Source organism: Streptomyces sp. NPDC046215 (genome assembly GCF_040646215.1).
Lineage (GTDB): Bacteria > Actinomycetota > Actinomycetes > Streptomycetales > Streptomycetaceae > Streptomyces > Streptomyces stramineus.
Window position 1 is genome coordinate 1 of sequence record NZ_JBEYZW010000033.1, and the last position, 17,267, is coordinate 17,267.

The window sequence follows — 17,267 nt, forward strand, 5'->3', positions numbered from 1 at the left end:
GAGCACGACCCCACACAGGCATGCACCCAGGGTAATATTGCCATTACTTTGCGTGCATTCCCGCGTTCGGGTGACGTTGCCCCGAACAGCGCCCGGCGCCCCCACCCGATCAAGATTGCCCCAAGTCTTCGCTTGCCTGGAGTGCACTCCAAGTCTCTAGCGTTGCAGTCGTCGCCAGGGCACCGCGGGCAAACAGCCCGCAAGCCGCCCGTGAAGACACTGGGGGAGCCGAATGACCGTCGTGGACAGCGCACCGGTGGCGTTGACCGTACCCGCCTGCACCGTGCTCGACCGGGCGCGGCACAACCGCCCGTCGGGGCGCGAGCGCTACACGATCAGCGAAGTGGCGCAGTACACCGGCCTGACGGCGCACACCCTGCGCTGGTACGAGCGGATCGGGCTCATGCCCTGCGTGGACCGCTCGCACACCGGCCAGCGCCGCTACACCGACCGCGACCTGGACTGGCTGGACCTCGTGGGCCGGCTCCGGCTGACCGGCATGCCGGTCGCGGACATGGTCCGCTACGCAGAGCTGGTGCGCGAGGGCAACCACACCTTCGCCGAGCGCGAGCGCCTGCTGAGCGCGCACCGCGACGACGTCCGCAAGCGCATCGCGGACCTCCAGGGCACCCTCAGCGTCCTCGACTACAAGATCGACCTCTATGCCGACGCCCGCCGGGCGTCCGAAGGAGCCTGACGCACCATGAGCAACCAGAAGATCGCCACCGTCGCCCTCGGCACCGGCGGCCCCCAGGTGGGCGTGCAGGGCCTCGGCTGCATGGGCATGGCCCACGCATACGGGCCCACCGACGAGAAGGAGGCGCGGGCGACCCTGGAGCGCGCGCTGGAGCTGGGCGTCACGCTCTTCGACACCGCCGACATCTACGGATTCGGGCGCAACGAGGAGTTCATCGCGCCCTTCGTGCAGGCCCACCGGGACGAGCTCACCCTGGCGACCAAGTTCGGCATCGTCCGCCGCGAGGACGACCCCTCGTTCCAGGAGATCCGCAACGACCGCGCCTACATCCGCCAGGCGGTCGAGGGCAGCCTGCGCCGCCTGGGCGTCGACCACATCGACCTCTACTACATGCACCGCCGCAACGTGGACGTGCCGATGGAGGAGAGCGTCGGCGCGATGGCCGAGCTCGTCGCGGAGGGCAAGGTCGGCCACCTCGGCCTGAGCGAGGTCTCGCCCGGCGAGCTGCGCGCCGCCCACGCCGTGCACCCCATAGCCGCCGTGCAGTCCGAGTGGTCGCTCTTCAGCCGGGACATCGAGCAGGGCGTGGTGGACGCGGCGGCCGAGCTGGGCGTCGCCTTCGTGCCCTACTCCCCGCTCGGCCGCGGCTTCCTGACGGGCGCTCTCGTCGGCAAGGAGCTGGCGAGCGACGACTGGCGGCGCACGCAGCCCCGCTTCAGCGGCGACAACGCCGAGGCCAACGCGGCCCTCCTGGAGCCGGTCCGGCGGATCGCCGGGGCCCGCGGGGTGACCTCGGCCCAGATCGCCCTGGCGTGGGTGCACCAGCGGGCCTCGGTCCACGGGCTGTCGGTCGTCCCGATCCCCGGCACCCGCAAGCGCTCCCGCATCGAGGAGAACCTGGCCGCCACGCGCATCGAGCTCACCCCCGCGGAACTGGCCGACCTCGCCCCGATCGCCGGCCAGGTGGCGGGTGACCGCTACGAGGACATGTCGTTCACGGCGATCGACCGCGCCTGACGCCGCCCGGCCCGGCGGCCCGTGGGGCCGCCGTCCGTTCTGCCGTCGCGTGTCTCCCTACGCGCCGCCGGGGCCGGCGCCGCCGGTGACCGGCCGCGCCTGACGCCGCCCGGGCAGGGCGCGTCCGTCGGCCTGAGGGCAGCCCCGCGGCGTGCCGTGGCGCGCACCGGACACCGCGGACCCGTGCGCTCGGGGTGAACGGCGCGACTTCGCCGGCCGGTCCCTACCGGCCCCCCGGGGCCACGAGCCCCGACTCGTAGGCGAAGACGACCGCCTGGGCCCGGTCGCGCAGGTCGAGCTTGGCCAGGACCCGGCCGATATGGGTCTTCACCGTCTGCTCGGCCAGCACCAGCGACCCGGCTATCTCCTGGTTGGACAGCCCGCGCGCGATGAGTTCGAGCACCTCCGTCTCACGCGGCGTCAGGCCGGGCAGCCGCAGGGACGGGTCCCGGCGCGGCGCGGGCCGCTGCCGCGCGAAGTCCGCGATGAGGCGGCGGGTGACGGAGGGGGCGAGCAGCGCCTCACCGGCCGCCACGACCCGCACCGCCGAGATGAGATCGGCCGGCGGCGCGTCCTTGAGCAGGAACCCGGAGGCGCCCGCGCGCAGCGCCTCGTACACGTAGTCGTCGACGTCGAAGGTCGTCAGCATCAGCACCTTCGGGCGGTGCGTGACCCCGGGCGGCGGGTCCAGGAGCCGGCGGGCGGCCTCCAGGCCGTCCATCTCCGGCATCCGCACGTCCATCAGCACCACGTCCGGGTGGGTGCGGCGGCTCACCTCCACGCCCTGCCGGCCGTCCGGCGCGTCGCCGACGACGTCGATGTCGGACTGCGCGGCGAGCAGGGCGGCGAAGCCCGCCCGCACCATGGCCTGGTCGTCGACGATGATCACCTTGATGGTCATGCGGTGGGGGGTTCCTTTGCGGGGCTTCGGGCTGCGGGCTTCGAGGTTCAGGCCTCAGGCTTCGGGGACGCCGGGGCTTGCGGGGGCGGTGGGGCCGAGGTGGCGTCAGGCGTACGGTAGCCGGGCCGCCACCCGGTAGCCGCCCCCGGCCAGCGGGCCGGTGTCGAGGGACCCGCCGACGAGGCGGACCCGCTCCCGCATGCCCACCAGGCCGTGTCCGGTGCCGTCGCTCTCCAGCGGGGCGTCCGGCCCGGCCGCGGCGGCGTTGACGACCAGCACCATGACGCTGCCGCCCGCCGCCGAGACCGACACCCGGGTCGCCGCCCCCGGTGCGTGCCGGACGACGTTGGCAAGGGCCTCCTGCACGATGCGGTACGCCGACAGGTCCACGGCCTGCGGCAGGCCGCCCGGCTCCGGCGCGGGGTCGATCGTCAGCTCCACGGGCAGCCCCGCCCGCACCGTCGCCTCGACGAGCTGCGGGATGCGGGCCACCCCCGGCTGGGGGGCCAGCTCGCCGTCCTCCCGGGCGTCCTCGCTGCGCAGCACGCCCAGCAGCCGCCGCATCTCGGTCAGCGACTCCCGGGCGGTCGCGGCGATCGCCGCGAACTCCTCGCCCGCCGCGGGCGGCAGATCCGCGATGCGGTACGGGGCGCTGTCCGCCTGCACGGTGATCACGGACATGTGGTGGGCGACGACGTCGTGCAGCTCACGGGCGATGCGGGTGCGCTCCTCCAGCAGGGTGCGGCGGGCCCGTTCGGCCTCGCTGATCGTCTCCTGCTCGGCCAGCGCCCGCCGGGCGTCCCCGCGCCCGCGCAGCGCCCCGCCGATGAGCAGCAGCAGGCCGCCGGTCACCAGCATCGTCAGCCACAGGGGCGAGCCGCGCTCGGGGGAGGCCGCCTGGAGGGCCAGGCCGGTCGCGCCCGTCACCAGCCAGACGGCCACCAGGGTGCGGGGCCGCTCGCGCAGCCCGACGGCCAGCATCAGCAGCAGCAGGCCGAACATCCCCATCGGCGGCCACGGCCAGGGCCGGTCCTCCGGCAGCGGCACCGTCATCAGCGCCAGGGCGCCCGCGAGGTCGGCGGTGAAGACGACCGCCCAGGCGAGCAGCGGCCGCCGGACGGCGAGGAGCAGCGGCCCGGCCTGGAGGACGGCGAGCAGCGCGGCGGCGTCGGAGTGCAGCCCGTAGTCCTCGGACAGCACGGTCCCGGTGACCGGCAGCAGCACGGCGGTGAACAGCGCGGCGACGACGTACGGTAGCCGCCGCACCGCGCCCCGCCGGGACTGCCCGAGCAGCGGGGCGGGGGGCCCGGCGGGGGTGAACACATCGCGCAGCAGCGCGAGGGGGGAGGGGCGGGGACCGGGGTGCTGCGATGACTGGAGCATGACGGTTTCACCCTAGGCGCCGGGTGCGCCGGGGGCGTCACACCGGGGTGGGGACCGCAAGGTCATACCGGGGTATGACCCCGGGCCCGGCACGGCCTCCCGATCCCTACAGCTCCGCCAGCAACTGCGCCTTCTTCGCGCTGAATTCGTCGTCCGTCAGCAGCCCCGCGTCGTGCAGCGCCCCCAGGTGGCGGATGCGGTCCGCGATGCCGCCGGGGTCGGGGCGGCCCGTGTGGGAAGGCCCGGGCAGCGGGGCGAGCGGGCTCCCCGAGGGCGTCTTGGCCCGGGCGGCGGCCAGGACCGCCGCCGCGAAGGGCAGCGACTCGTGGACGAGGCCGTAGCCCATGCCGAAGACGACCGCCGCCGGATCCTGGTCGGCCTCCCCCGGGCGGGCCGCGTCCCGGCGCAGCAGCCGCAGGTAGCCGCCCGCGATCTCGGGGGAGCGCCACTCCACGCCCGCCAGGTCACCGACCGCGAAACGCTGGTCGCCGGCCTTCCACTTGGCGGAGGACGCGCCCGTCCAGAACCAGCGGAAGGCGACGGACGCGCCGTCGAAGGACGCCTTGCCGTCGTACGCCTTGAACGACATCGGCGGGGCCGGCGCCGCCACCAGGTGCCGGTCGGCGGGCTCGGAGGCGTACGGGCCCAGGGCGTCGCGCATCTCGTCGGCGTAGTACTCGGCGAGCGCGTCCCGCTCGGCGGGCAGCACCAGCCGGTAGGGGTCGCAGGCTTCCTTGAGCTGCCCGCCGGCGACGTCCATCAGCGGATCGGCGCCGGGTCTGGGCACGGCGCGCAGCACCACCGTCCCGCGCTTCCCCGGGGCCTGCTCGACGGCCGCGAGCGCCTCGTAGGGGATGCGTCGCTCGCCGAGCGCCTGGAGCAGCCTCGGTGTGCGGATCCCCCGTTCGAAGCGGATGAGCACGGAGTCGGTGTCGAACTCCCAGACGGCCTGGAGACCGGCCAGCACATCACCCATGCGGCTCATCGTATGCGGCGCCCGCCCGCCCGTCCCCCCTCCCGGCGCTACGCGCGTCAATCCGGCGCATATGCCCGACTCCTATGCGGCGGCGGGAACTAGACGAGGTCGTCCGCGCAGCCCCCGCCGGCCCGGGCGCAGCTGACGGCGGCGGGGGAGCCGACGCCGATCTCCGCGAAGTTGGCGAGGCTCGTCGTGCCGGGCTCGAAGTACCCGGCGTGGCCCCGGGCCCCCGCGGCGGAGAGCACCCGCGCCCCGAACCCCGCCGAGACCGGGTCGGCACCGTGGCCGAGGCCGCCGACCTCCAGGTGGGGAACGTCCTGGATCCAGTCGTCGGGGTCGCGCATCGCCCAGATCCGGGCGGTGGTGCGCAGTTCGGAGACGCGCTCGGCGCGCATGCCCGGGCTGCCGGCGACCGCGATGTCGGTGACCCGGGGTGACAGCTCGCGGCCGGCGACGCCGCACACCACCGAGCCGTAGCTGTGGCAGAACAGGGAGACGGGCGAGGCGCCGGGCAGCGCCCGGACCAGGGCGCGCAGCCGCAGCGCGCCCTCGGCGGCGAGCTTGCCCGTCGCCGCGTCCATGCCGACGCCGGCCGGGGAGGTGTAGTCGGCCCAGGCGATGACGGCCGTCCTGGTGCCGGTGGCCGCCTTCCGCTCGGCGGCGTAGAGGGCCCGCGCCATGCCGACGGGAGCGGTGTAGGCGCGCTGGGTCTTCTCGAAGGTCACGACGTTGGTGTCGACGCCCGGGACGACGACGGAGACCCGCTCGGCCCGGTCGAGGTCGCCCACGACCTCCGCGACCCGCCCCGACCCGCCGGGGTCGAAGGCGAGGATCCTGCGGTCGCCGTCCATGAGCGACTCGAAGCGGTGCAGCCGGCGCGCGGCCTCCCGGCGGCCCAGCGGGGTGAGGCCGCTGTTCTCGCGCATCCGCCGCTTCTCCACCGTGCGGGCCTGGCCGAGCGCGATCCGGTTGGCGCGGTAGCGCAGGGCGACGGGGGCGCCGTTGAGGTTGCCGACGACGAGGGGGTAGCGGGCGGCGAGCTCCTCGCGCTGCGGGCCGGAGAGGGCGGCGAAGAAGCGGGAGAGGACGTCGGGGCCCGCGCCGGGGGCGGGCAGCGGGCGGCCCGCCACCGAGCCGTGCAGCCACGCCTTGAGCGAGAGGGACCGGGCGTCGCCGGGCGCCTTGTGGCTTCTGACGGCCGTCCAGCCGGTCGTGGCGAGCATGACGAACACCACGGCCAGGGCGAGCAGCGCGCGCCACACGGCGGCCGTGGTCGTCCAGGGAACGGAGGAGGGGGAGCCGAGCTCCGGGAAAGAAGTCACCGCGGAACACCCTAGGAGAAACCTGGTTACGACCGCGAAATCAGTGAGCTATCTCACGTTTGACCAGGGGGAATTGGGCGGACGCAGCCGCTTCCCGGTCAACTGCGCCAATTTTCCGCCAATGCCGGACCCAGGTGGTCCAGATATGCGGTGGTGAGCCGCCGGAGCTCCTCGATGCCCTGCTCCCCATGCCTGCCCCAGATCCCGCTCGCCACGCGCATCACCCCGCCGAACGCCGCGACCAGGACCTCCGGCCGGGGGTCCGTCGCCGGGTCCAGGCCCTCCCGGCGGGCGATCTCCTGGGCCAGCCGCTCCTCCAGCCCGGAGAGGTGGCGCAGGTGCGCGGCCAGCAGCGCCGGCGTCGACTCGATCATTCGGTACGTACGCAGGTGCAATTCGAACGGGACGATCGACTCGATGGCCTCGCCGATGCCGTCCCAGGAGGCGAGCACCGCCCCCCGGAGCGCGGCGATCGGCGACTCCTCGGCGGGGCGGGCGCGCAGGGCGGCGACGAACCGCGACTCCACCGCGCTCTGCACGGCCAGGGCGACCTCTTCCTTGCTGGTGAAGTAGCGGAAGAAGGTGCGCTGGGAGACCTCGGCGGCGTCGGCGATCTCATCGACGGTCGTGCGTTCGTAGCCCTTGAGCGCGAACAGTTCCAGGGCGCAGCGGATGAGGGTGGTCCGGGTGCGCCGCTTCTTGCGCTCGCGCAGCCCGGCCGGTGCCGTACGCCCCGTGACGTCCTCGATCACGCGCATCGTCGCCTCTCCTCCGCCGCATTTCCGCTGCTCAGGATAGCCGTGAGGGACATTTGTCAGATACCGGCTCATGGGTTTGATTGTCAACTGTCAGCCGCTGCCATAATCTCGAAATATGATGTCTCAGACCACCGTCGCCGACGCGACGCCGGAACTCGGGCCCCGGAAAGGCTTACGGGGCCACCCCTGGCTGACACTTCTCTCCGTCGCGATAGGCGTGATGATGGTCACGCTCGACGGCACCATCGTCGCGATCGCGAACCCCGCGATCCAGAAGGATCTCGGCGCCTCGCTCGCCGACGTCCAGTGGATCACCAACAGCTATCTGCTCGCCCTCGCGGTGGCCCTGATCACCGCCGGCAAGCTCGGTGACCGCTTCGGCCACCGGCTGACCTACCTCGTCGGCACCACCGGCTTCGCCCTCTCCTCCGGTGCCATCGCCCTCTCCGGCAGCGTCTCGACGGTCGTCGGCTTCCGGGTGCTCCAGGGCCTGTGCGGCGCGCTGCTGATGCCGGCCGCGCTGGGGCTGCTGCGGGCCACCTTCCCGCCCGCGAAGCTCAACATGGCCATCGGGATCTGGGGGATGGTCATCGGCGCCTCGACCGCCGCCGGTCCGATCCTGGGCGGCGTCCTCGTCGAGCACGTCAACTGGCAGTCGGTCTTCTACATCAACGTCCCCGTCGGCGTCCTCGCGCTCGCCCTCGGCGTCGTCATCCTCAAGGACCACCGCCCCGAACACGCTTCCAAGTCCTTCGACCCGCTGGGCATCCTCCTGCTCTCGGCCGCGATGTTCTGCCTGGTCTGGGCGCTGATCAAGGCACCGGCCTGGGGCTGGGGGGACACCCGCACCCTGCTGTTCCTGGGCGCGGCGGCCGTCGCCTTCGCGCTCTTCGCCCTCTGGGAGCTGAGGGTCGCCGAACCCCTGCTGCCGCTGGGCCTGTTCCGCTCCCTGCCGCTGACCGCCGGCACGGTCCTGATGGTGCTGATGGCCTTCGCCTTCATCGGCGGCCTGTTCTTCGTCACCTTCTACCTGCAGAACGTGCACGGGATGACCCCGGTGGAGTCCGGCATGCACCTGCTGCCGCTCACCGGAATGATGATCGTCGGGGCGCCGACCGCCGGGGCCGTCATCACCAGGATCGGGCCGCGGCTCCCGCTGGTGGCCGGCATGGTCCTGAGCACGGTCGCCTGCTTCGGCATGACGTCCCTGGAGCCCGACTCCGGCTCCTTCTGGATGTCGGTGTGGCTCGGGCTGTTCGGCCTCGGCCTCGCCCCGGTCATGGTCGGCGCGACCGAGGTCATCGTCGGCAACGCCCCCCTGGAGCACGCCGGGGTGGCCGGCGGCCTCCAGCAGGCCGCCATGCAGGTGGGCGGCTCCCTCGGCACGGCCGCGCTGGGCGCGATCATGGCCGCCCGGGTGGACGACCTCCTCCCCGGGCGGTGGGCCGACGCCGGGCTGCCGCCGGGCACCCCGCAGCAGATGGCCCAGGCGTCCGACGCGGTCTCCGTGGGCCTGGCCCCGGTCCCGCCGGGCACCCCGCCCGAGCTCGCGGCGAAGATCACCGACATCGCCCGGGACACCTTCGTGTCGGGCATGAGCACGGCCTTCGCCGTCGCCGGCGTGATCTCGGTGTTCGCCGCGGGGGTCGCGTTCTTCACCAAGCGCGGGGAGAACGCCGAGGCCGGCGCGGGCACACCCCACGTCTGACCGTGTCTGATCACGTCTGATCGCGTTTGACCCTGCCGTCACCTTCCCCTATCAGGGCCCCGCGCCGCGGGGCCCTCTTGGCAGCGCTGATCAACGGCCGACAGGATGTAGCCCTGCCGACACAGGGAGTGATCCTCATGCGAACGATCCGTATCGCTGCCCTCGCCGTGAGCGCCGCCGCCCTCGCGGGCGCCCTGGCCGTACCGGCCGCCCAGGCCGCGCCCGCGGCACAGCCCACCCGGCTCGGCCAGTGCGGCGCCGGGCAGCTGTGCCTGTGGACCGGGGCGGGCTTCCGCGGCGCGCGGGGCGTCGCCGAGCTCTCCAGCACCGACATCGAGAGCTGTGTGACGTTACCGAAGGACGCGCCCGTGGCGTCCCTGGCCAACCGGATGGGCCGGCCCGTCACCACGTACCAGAGCGCGACCTGCGGGGAGACGGGGGAGTTCGACACGTATCCGTCGGGGACGTGGGTGCCGGAGACTTCGTACCGGGTGCGGGCGTTCAAGATCTGGGAAAGCTGAGGGGGCGGCGGGTCTTTTCCCCCACCCCGCCCCTTCCCGAAACCGGGGGCGAGCCCCCGGGCCCCCTTCCGCGCTGCGCGCGGTGTCCTCAATCGCCGGACCCCGTACCGCGAACGGCCCGCGCCCCCGGCCAGCATCGCTGGTCGGGGGCGCGGGCCGTGGCACGGCTCTCGCCGTCGCGCGAGCGACTACGCGTCGCCGCCCGCGGCGCCCGGGTCGGCCGCCGTGACGTCGAGGAGCTGGTAGCGGTCCACCGCCTGCTTCAGCGCGGAGCGGTCGACCTTGCCCTCCTTGGCGAGCTCGGTGAGCACGGCCAGGACGATCGACTGCGCGTCGATGTGGAAGAAGCGACGGGCCGCGCCACGCGTGTCCGCGAAGCCGAAGCCGTCCGCGCCCAGCGACTGGTACGCACCCGGCACCCAGCGCGAGATCTGGTCCGGAACCGCCCGCATCCAGTCGGACACGGCCACCTTCGGGCCGTCGGCGCCGGCGAGCTTGCTCGTCACGTACGGGACGCGGAGCTCCTCCTCCGGGTGCAGGAGGTTGTACTCCTCCACCTCGATGGCGTCGCGGCGCAGCTCGTTCCAGGAGGTCGCCGACCAGACGTCCGCCTTGACGTTCCACTCGTCGGCCAGGATCTGCTGGGCCTCGACCGCCCACGGCACCGCCACGCCGGAAGCGAGGATCTGCGCGGGGATCGCGCCCTTCTCGCCCGTCTTGAAGCGGTACAGACCCTTGAGGATGCCGTCGGCGTCCACGTCCTCCGGCTCGGCCGGGTGCTGGATCGGCTCGTTGTAGACGGTGAGGTAGTAGAAGACGTCCTCGGCGTTCTCGCCGTACATCCGGCGCAGACCGTCCTTGACGATGTGCGCCATCTCGAAGCCGAACGCGGGGTCGTAGGAGACGACGCCCGGGTTGGTGGACGCCAGCAGCTGCGAGTGGCCGTCCGCGTGCTGCAGACCCTCACCGGTCAGCGTCGTACGACCGGCGGTCGCGCCCAGCACGAAGCCGCGCGACAGCTGGTCGGCCATCTGCCAGAACTGGTCACCGGTGCGCTGGAACCCGAACATCGAGTAGAAGACGTAGACGGGGATCAGCGGCTCGCCGTGCGTCGCGTAGGCGGAGCCCGCCGCGATCAGGGAGGCCGTGCAGCCCGCCTCGGAGATGCCGTCGTGCAGCATCTGCCCGGTCGGCGACTCCTTGTACGCGAGGAGCAGCTCCCGGTCGACGGCCTCGTACTGCTGGCCGAGCGGGTTGTAGATCTTCGCGGACGGGAAGAACGCGTCCATGCCGAAGGTGCGGTACTCGTCGGGGGCGATCAGCACGAAGCGCTTGCCGATCTCCTTGTCCCGCATGAGGTCCTTCAGGATGCGGACGAACGCCATGGTGGTGGCGATCGACTGCTGCCCGGAGCCCTTCTTGGCGGTCGCGTAGGCCTTGTCGCCGGGCAGGACCAGCGGCTTCGCGCGCACGACACGGGAGGGTACGTAGCCGCCCAGCGCGTTGCGCCGGTCGTGCATGTACTGGATCTCCTCCGAGTCACGACCCGGGTGGTAGTACGGCGGCAGGCCGGACTCCAGCTCCTTGTCGGTGACCGGGATGTGCAGGCGGTCCCGGAAGCGCTTGAGGTCCTCGACCGTGAGCTTCTTCATCTGGTGGGTCGCGTTGCGGCCCTCGAAGTTCGGACCGAGGGTCCAGCCCTTGACCGTCTGCGCGAGGATCACGGTCGGCTGGCCCTTGTGGGCCTTGGCCGCCGCGTACGCCGCGTAGATCTTCTTGTGGTCGTGACCGCCGCGGCCCAGGTGCAGGATCTGGTCGTCGGTCATGCCCTCGACCATCTTCCGCAGACGGTGGTCGTCGCCGAAGAAGTGCTCACGGATGTACGCGCCGGTCTCGGTGGCGTACGTCTGGAACTGGCCGTCGGGGGTGCTGTTGAGCTTGTTGACCAGGATGCCGTCGCGGTCCTGGGCCAGCAGCGGGTCCCAGGAGCGGTCCCACACCAGCTTGATCACGTTCCAGCCGGCGCCGCGGAACTGCGACTCCAGCTCCTGCATGATCTTGCCGTTGCCGCGGACCGGGCCGTCGAGGCGCTGCAGGTTGCAGTTGACGACGAAGGTCAGGTTGTCCAGACCCTCGCGGGCGGCGATGGACAGCTGGCCGAGCGACTCCGGCTCGTCCATCTCGCCGTCGCCCAGGTACGCCCACACGTGCGACTTGGAGGTGTCGGCGATGCCGCGCGCCTCCATGTAGCGGTTCATCCGGGCCTGGTAGATCGCGCCGAGGGGGCCGAGGCCCATCGAGACGGTCGGGAACTCCCAGAAGTCCGGCATGAGCCGCGGGTGCGGGTAGCTGGACAGGCCGTAGGGGGCCTTGGACTTCTCCTGGCGGAAGGCGTCGAGCTGCTGCTCGGAGAGCCGGTCCAGCAGGAAGGCGCGGGCGTAGACGCCGGGGGAGGCGTGGCCCTGGAAGAAGATCTGGTCGCCGCCGTCGCCCTCGTCCTTGCCGCGGAAGAAGTGGTTGAAGCCCACGTCGTACAGCGAGGCGGAGGAGGCGAAGGTGGCGATGTGACCGCCGACGCCGATGCCCGGGCGCTGGGCACGGGAGACCATCACGGCCGCGTTCCACCGGGTCGCGTTGAGGACCTTGCGCTCGATCTCCTCGTTGCCGGGGAAGAACGGCTCGTCCTTGGTGGCGATGGTGTTGACGTAGTCCGTGCTGCGCATCTCGGGCACGGCGACGCGCTTCTCGCGCGCGCGCTCGATCAGGCGAAGCATGAGGTAGCGGGCACGTTCCCGGCCTCGCTCATCGACGGCTGCGTCGAGCGAGTCGAGCCATTCCTGGGTCTCTTCGGGATCGAAGTCCGGGACCTGGCTGGGAAGGCCGCCAATGATGATCGGGTTGCGATCGGATCCGGAAGCCACGCTGTTCCTTCGGTGTTCGGGTCGTGCTCAGCACGCGGTCAAGTACGGTCTCTGCTGATGTCGCGTCGTCCCATCGTGGACCGCGGCGACGGAAACGTCATCTCTACTGGGCGGTAACCACCACTCCGCGAGACGATGTGTCAAGAGTCGGCCGAATGTGGGCGGCCAAATCGCAACCATACGCCCCCTATGAGAGTCGTTCGCGTACGGCCGTTCGGGCCCCCGGGCCGTAATGGTTGGGCCGGACTTCCCAAATCCGGCACAATGCTGTGGCATGAATCACCCGACGTCACCCCCGGCCGGGTTCGCCGACGGATGGAGTTGCGCCGAGACCGCCGCATCCGTCACCGTTTCGGCGGTCTCGACGGCCGGGTACTTGCGCGATCGGTCCGGCACGTGTGGACTACGGCCAATGCCTCGCGTACGCGAGGAACACAAGACAATTTCTCGAAAGATGACAGGAGGCAATCCGTGAGCGCGACCGCGGACCACGCGGAGGAGCGGACCAACCCTGCCGCGAGGCTGGGTTTCCAGCCCGGACAGGTGGTCCAGGAGCTCGGTTACGACGACGACACCGAGCACGAGCTGCGTGAGGCCATCGAGGAGCTCACCGGTACCGATCTCGTCGACGAGGAATACGACGATGTGGTCGACGCCGTAGTGGTGTGGTTCCGCGACGAGGACGGCGATCTGGCGGACGCGCTGGTGGATGCCACCACTCTGATCGAGGACGGCGCCCTGATCTGGCTGATGACACCCAAGACCGGCCGTGACGGGTACGTCGAACCGAGCGACATCCAGGAGGCCGCGGTCACCGCCGGCCTCCAGCAGGTCGGCAGCGCCAGCGCCGGCAAGGACTGGAACGGCCTGCGCCTGGCCACCCCGAAGGCCAAGCGCTAGCCCTTACCGGCTTGCCCCGGCCGAGGCCGGAAACCACCACCGCGCCCCCCGGCGGCACCGCTGCCGGGGGGCGCGGTGCTGCCCGCGAAAGGCGCAGTGACAGACTGGGCCGGCTACCCGCCGGTGCCGGGGCGCGCGGGGGAGACCCGCCGAGCGCCCGGGGCCCGGCTCCTGTCGAGAGAGGGATGCATGCCCATGGCGATCGAGGTCGGCACCAAGGCCCCGGACTTCGAGCTGAAGAACCAGCACGGAGAGACGGTCCGGCTCTCCGACTACCGCGGTGAGAAGAACGTCGTCCTGCTCTTCTACCCCTTCGCCTTCACCGGCGTCTGCACCGGCGAGCTGTGCGCGCTGCGCGACGAGCTGCCGAAGTTCGCCAACGACGACGTCCAGCTGCTGGCCGTCTCCAGCGACTCGCCGTTCTCCCTGCGCGTCTTCGCCGAGCAGGAGGGCCTCGCGTACCCGCTGCTCTCCGACTTCTGGCCGCACGGCGAGGCCGGCCGCGCCTACGGGGTCTTCGACGAGGAGAAGGGCTGCTCGGTCCGCGGCACCTTCATCATCGACAAGGAGGGTGTCGTGCGCTGGACGGTCGTCAACGGACTGCCCGACGCCCGCGACCTGAACGAGTACCTCACGGCGCTCCGCGCCCTCTGATAACTCGCCGAACCCTTTTCCGTACGCCCCGGACGCGCCAGGATCTATGCTCTGGGCGCACTCGGGGCACGATCACCTGACAGAAGCCTGTAATCGGTGGGAACCGGTCACTAGGCTTCACACGTTGATCGGATGCCATCGCACAACGGGGGCACAGGTCTCGCCGAGTGGTTCCGGCCCCCTCGAACCAATGGAGGACTCGTGGGAGTCAGTCTCAGCAAGGGCGGCAACGTCTCGCTGACCAAGGCGGCCCCCAACCTGACCGCGGTCATCGTCGGTCTCGGCTGGGACGCCCGTACCACCACCGGTACGGATTTCGACCTGGACGCCAGCGCGCTGCTGACGAACGACCAGGGCAAGGTCGCCAACGACCAGAACTTCGTCTTCTTCAACAACCTCAAGAGCCCCGACGGCTCCGTCGAGCACACCGGTGACAACCTCACCGGTGAGGGCGAGGGTGACGACGAGGCGATCAAGGTCAACCTGGCCGGCGTGCCCGCCGACGTCCACAAGATCGTGTTCCCGGTCTCGATCTACGAGGCCGAGGGCCGCCAGCAGAGCTTCGGCCAGGTCCGCAACGCCTACATCCGCGTGGTGAACCAGGCCGACAACACCGAGCTCGCCCGCTACGACCTCAGCGAGGACGCCTCGACCGAGACCGCCATGGTCTTCGGCGAGCTGTACCGCAACGGCGCGGAGTGGAAGTTCCGCGCGATCGGCCAGGGCTACGCCTCCGGCCTGCGCGGCATCGCCCAGGACTTCGGCGTCAACGTCTGACCGAAACACCCGAGGCGGCGTCCGGCGCCGCACACCCCCTCCGGCCCGGCCGGGGACCGGGTGTGCGGCGCCGGACGCACATCGGATGCCTTTCAGCTCGCTCCACCAGGGGAGGAAGAAAGATCATGGGCGTCACGCTCGCCAAGGGAGGCAATGTCTCCCTCTCCAAGGCCGCACCGAACCTCACGAATGTGACCATCGGTCTCGGCTGGGACGCGCGCTCCACCACCGGAGCCCCCTTCGACCTGGACGCCAGCGCCCTGCTGTGCGCCTCGGGCCGGGTGCTCGGTGACGAGTACTTCGTGTTCTACAACAACCTCAAGAGCCCCGAGGGCTCCGTCGAACACACGGGTGACAACCTCACCGGTGAGGGCGACGGTGACGACGAGTCGATCCTGGTCGACCTCACCAAGGTCCCGGAGAACTGCGACAAGATCGTCTTCCCGGTGTCCATCCATGACGCCGATGCCCGCGGCCAGAGCTTCGGCCAGGTCTCCAATGCCTACATCCGGGTGCTCAACCAGGCCGACGGCTCGGAGCTGGCCCGCTACGACCTCAGCGAGGACGCCTCCAGCGAGACGGCGATGATCTTCGGTGAGGTCTACCGCTACGGCGGAGAGTGGAAGTTCCGCGCGGTCGGACAGGGGTACGCGTCGGGTCTGCGCGGCATCGCTCTAGACTTCGGGGTCAACGTTTCGTAAAGCCGCGCACCGCGCGGGGGACCCCGTACTTACACGATTGGGTGGCCAGTGGTTCTGAAAACCTTCGGCTGGTCCTTTGGCGTCACCGCCCTGGGACTGGTTGCAGCGGTGCTCTACGGGGGGTGGGAAGCGTTCGGGATCGTCGCGATCCTCTCCATCCTCGAGATCTCGCTGTCCTTCGACAACGCCGTGGTCAATGCCGGAGTCCTGCAGAAGATGAATGCCTTCTGGCAGAAAATCTTCCTCACCATCGGCGTCCTGATCGCTGTCTTCGGCATGCGGCTCGTCTTCCCGGTGGTGATCGTGGCGATCAGCGCCAAGATCGGCCCCATCGAGGCGGTCGATCTGGCGCTCAACGAGAAGGACCACTATCAGGAGCTGGTGACCGACGCACACCCGGCCATCGCGGCCTTCGGTGGGATGTTCCTGCTGATGATCTTCCTTGACTTCGTCTTCGAGGAACGTGACATCAAGTGGCTGGGGTGGCTGGAGCGGCCGCTCGCCAAGCTCGGCAAGATCGACATGCTGTCGGTCTGCATCGCGCTGATCGTCCTGCTGGTCTCGGCGATGACCTTCGCCACGCAGGCGCACCAGCACGGCGGCACGCACGTCGACAAGGCGGCCACCGTGATGCTCGCGGGCATCGCCGGCCTGATCACCTATCTGATCGTCGGCGGGCTCTCCAGCTACTTCGAGAACAAGCTGGAGGAAGAGGAGGAGCGCGAGCACGAGGCCGAGGAAGAGGCGAAGAAGAGCGGCAAGAAGAAGCCGGCGATACTGCTCGCCGGCCAGGCCGCGTTCTTCATGTTCCTCTACCTCGAGGTCCTCGACGCGTCGTTCTCCTTCGACGGTGTCATCGGCGCCTTCGCCGTCACCAACGACATCGTCCTGATGGCGCTGGGCCTGGGCATCGGTGCCATGTACGTACGTTCGCTCACGGTCTACCTGGTCCGCCAGGGAACCCTGGACGACTACGTCTACCTGGAGCACGGCGCGCACTACGCCATCGGCGCGCTGGCCGTGATCCTCATGATCAGCATCCGCTACGAGGTCCCCGAGGTCGTCACCGGCCTGATCGGCGTGGCCCTGATCGGCTGGTCCTTCTGGTCCTCGGTGCGCCGCAACCGCGCCATCGCCAAGGGCGGGGCCGATCCGGCGGAAGTCTCCTCCGGGGTGTGACCCTGGCACATTTGAGGAACGCTCTGAGCGGGGCGGTCGTGAGGGTCACCTCACGGCCGCCCCGCCGCATTAGGGCTCACTCGGGTGGGGGTTTCGTGGCCATGGCGATCAGGGACAAATTCTTCGGCAACTGGGGACGGACGAGCACACAGCAGCTCGACTTCAGCGGCGCGAACGGCGCCGTCGAGCTCACCAAGCGCCGCCCCACGTTCTCGCTCAGCAAGCAGGGCGCCGTCACCGGCAACCTCCGGGTGAACCTCTCCTGGCGGATGCGGACGTCCGACTTCGACGACCGGCCCGCCTTCGGCACCGGGCTGCGCCACCCGCTCCGCAAGTTCCGGCCGGAGATGGTGCAGGCGCAGGGGCCCGCCATGGTCAACGTCGACCTCGACCTCGCCTGCATGTACGAGCTGCAGGACGGCACGAAAGGCGTAGTCCAGCCCCTCGGCTCCATACTGGGCAGCCTCAATACCCCGCCGTACGTGCAGCTCAGCGGGGACGACCGGTTCGGCTCCGGGGCCGGTGAGACGATCTACGTCAACATGGACCACCGTGCGGAGATCAAACGTCTGCTGATCTTCGTCTACATCTATGACGGCACCCCGGCGTTCGACCGTACGCACGCCATGGTGACGCTCTACCCCGGAAACGGGCCCCGGATCGAGATCGCGCTCCACGAGCGCGCGCCGGAGGCCCGGTCGTGCGCCGTGGTGATGCTGGAGAACAACAAGGGCGAGATCACCGTGCGGCGCGAGATGCGGTACGTGTACGGCTTCCAGGCGGAGCTGGACCGGCTCTACGGGTGGGGCCTGCAGTGGGGCCGGGGCTACAAGACCACCAAGGTCTGAC

16 protein-coding genes are annotated in these 17,267 nt (G+C 70.8%); 10 read left to right on the plus strand and 6 right to left on the minus strand.

Translation table 11 applies throughout. The annotated features are described in order from the left end of the window. Positions 1–232 precede the first annotated feature (232 nt). Both ABZ951_RS16530 and ABZ951_RS16535 read left to right on the plus strand, forming a co-directional pair. Entirely contained in the window at positions 233–697 is a 465-nt protein-coding gene (locus ABZ951_RS16530) for a MerR family transcriptional regulator (protein ID WP_344089355.1), read from the plus strand. A gap of 6 nt (positions 698–703) precedes the next feature. Next, a complete protein-coding gene (locus tag ABZ951_RS16535; RefSeq protein WP_344089356.1) occupies positions 704–1,714 on the plus strand; it encodes an aldo/keto reductase in 1,011 nt (336 codons plus the stop codon). A 223-nt stretch (positions 1,715–1,937) separates the two neighbouring features. Here ABZ951_RS16535 and ABZ951_RS16540 read toward each other — a convergent pair whose 3' ends face one another. The 5 genes from ABZ951_RS16540 to ABZ951_RS16560 all read right to left on the minus strand — a co-directional run bounded on the left by ABZ951_RS16540 (position 1,938) and on the right by ABZ951_RS16560 (position 7,057). Beyond that, on the minus strand, positions 1,938–2,615 hold the full coding sequence (locus tag ABZ951_RS16540; RefSeq protein WP_344089357.1) for a response regulator transcription factor: 678 nt from the start codon (positions 2,613–2,615) through the stop codon (positions 1,938–1,940). 105 nt (positions 2,616–2,720) lie between these two features. Beyond that, positions 2,721–3,998, minus strand: coding sequence for a sensor histidine kinase (locus tag ABZ951_RS16545; protein ID WP_344089358.1), 1,278 nt, complete (start codon positions 3,996–3,998; stop codon positions 2,721–2,723). Positions 3,999–4,104: 106 nt separating this feature from the next. Beyond that, positions 4,105–4,974: a DUF4429 domain-containing protein gene (locus ABZ951_RS16550; protein ID WP_344089359.1), complete on the minus strand. Its 870-nt coding sequence runs from the start codon at positions 4,972–4,974 to the stop codon at positions 4,105–4,107. Between the two features lie 98 nt (positions 4,975–5,072). After that, on the minus strand, positions 5,073–6,299 hold the full coding sequence (locus tag ABZ951_RS16555; RefSeq protein ID WP_344089360.1) for an alpha/beta hydrolase: 1,227 nt from the start codon (positions 6,297–6,299) through the stop codon (positions 5,073–5,075). A 98-nt stretch (positions 6,300–6,397) separates the two neighbouring features. Further along, positions 6,398–7,057 carry a TetR family transcriptional regulator gene (locus ABZ951_RS16560; RefSeq protein WP_344089361.1) on the minus strand — a complete coding sequence of 220 codons (660 nt, stop codon included), beginning with the start codon at positions 7,055–7,057 and terminating at the stop codon, positions 6,398–6,400. A 115-nt stretch (positions 7,058–7,172) separates the two neighbouring features. Here ABZ951_RS16560 and ABZ951_RS16565 point away from each other — a divergent pair, with 115 nt between their 5' ends. Continuing rightward, the gene (locus ABZ951_RS16565; RefSeq protein ID WP_344089362.1) at positions 7,173–8,765 is read left to right on the plus strand and encodes an MFS transporter; all 1,593 of its coding nucleotides are present in this window, start codon (positions 7,173–7,175) and stop codon (positions 8,763–8,765) included. A 137-nt stretch (positions 8,766–8,902) separates the two neighbouring features. Then, positions 8,903–9,286: a peptidase inhibitor family I36 protein gene (locus ABZ951_RS16570; protein ID WP_344089363.1), complete on the plus strand. Its 384-nt coding sequence runs from the start codon at positions 8,903–8,905 to the stop codon at positions 9,284–9,286. Between the two features lie 188 nt (positions 9,287–9,474). Here the strand turns inward: ABZ951_RS16570 and aceE are convergent, their stop codons facing one another. Further along, positions 9,475–12,207 carry a pyruvate dehydrogenase (acetyl-transferring), homodimeric type gene (gene aceE / locus ABZ951_RS16575; RefSeq protein WP_344089364.1) on the minus strand — a complete coding sequence of 911 codons (2,733 nt, stop codon included), beginning with the start codon at positions 12,205–12,207 and terminating at the stop codon, positions 9,475–9,477. A 471-nt stretch (positions 12,208–12,678) separates the two neighbouring features. Here aceE and ABZ951_RS16580 point away from each other — a divergent pair, with 471 nt between their 5' ends. The 6 genes from ABZ951_RS16580 to ABZ951_RS16605 all read left to right on the plus strand — a co-directional run bounded on the left by ABZ951_RS16580 (position 12,679) and on the right by ABZ951_RS16605 (position 17,266). After that, a complete protein-coding gene (locus ABZ951_RS16580) occupies positions 12,679–13,107 on the plus strand; it encodes a DUF3052 domain-containing protein (protein WP_344089365.1) in 429 nt (142 codons plus the stop codon). Between the two features lie 195 nt (positions 13,108–13,302). Continuing rightward, positions 13,303–13,761 carry a peroxiredoxin gene (locus ABZ951_RS16585; protein WP_344089366.1) on the plus strand — a complete coding sequence of 153 codons (459 nt, stop codon included), beginning with the start codon at positions 13,303–13,305 and terminating at the stop codon, positions 13,759–13,761. 201 nt (positions 13,762–13,962) lie between these two features. Next, a complete protein-coding gene (locus ABZ951_RS16590) occupies positions 13,963–14,538 on the plus strand; it encodes a TerD family protein (protein WP_087928280.1) in 576 nt (191 codons plus the stop codon). 125 nt (positions 14,539–14,663) lie between these two features. Then, a complete protein-coding gene (locus tag ABZ951_RS16595) occupies positions 14,664–15,239 on the plus strand; it encodes a TerD family protein (RefSeq protein ID WP_344089367.1) in 576 nt (191 codons plus the stop codon). A gap of 48 nt (positions 15,240–15,287) precedes the next feature. Next, positions 15,288–16,418 (plus strand): DUF475 domain-containing protein, encoded by a 1,131-nt coding sequence (locus tag ABZ951_RS16600; protein WP_344089368.1) that lies wholly within the window; start codon positions 15,288–15,290, stop codon positions 16,416–16,418. A gap of 101 nt (positions 16,419–16,519) precedes the next feature. Beyond that, a complete protein-coding gene (locus ABZ951_RS16605) occupies positions 16,520–17,266 on the plus strand; it encodes a Tellurium resistance (protein ID WP_344089369.1) in 747 nt (248 codons plus the stop codon). Position 17,267 lies beyond the last annotated feature (1 nt).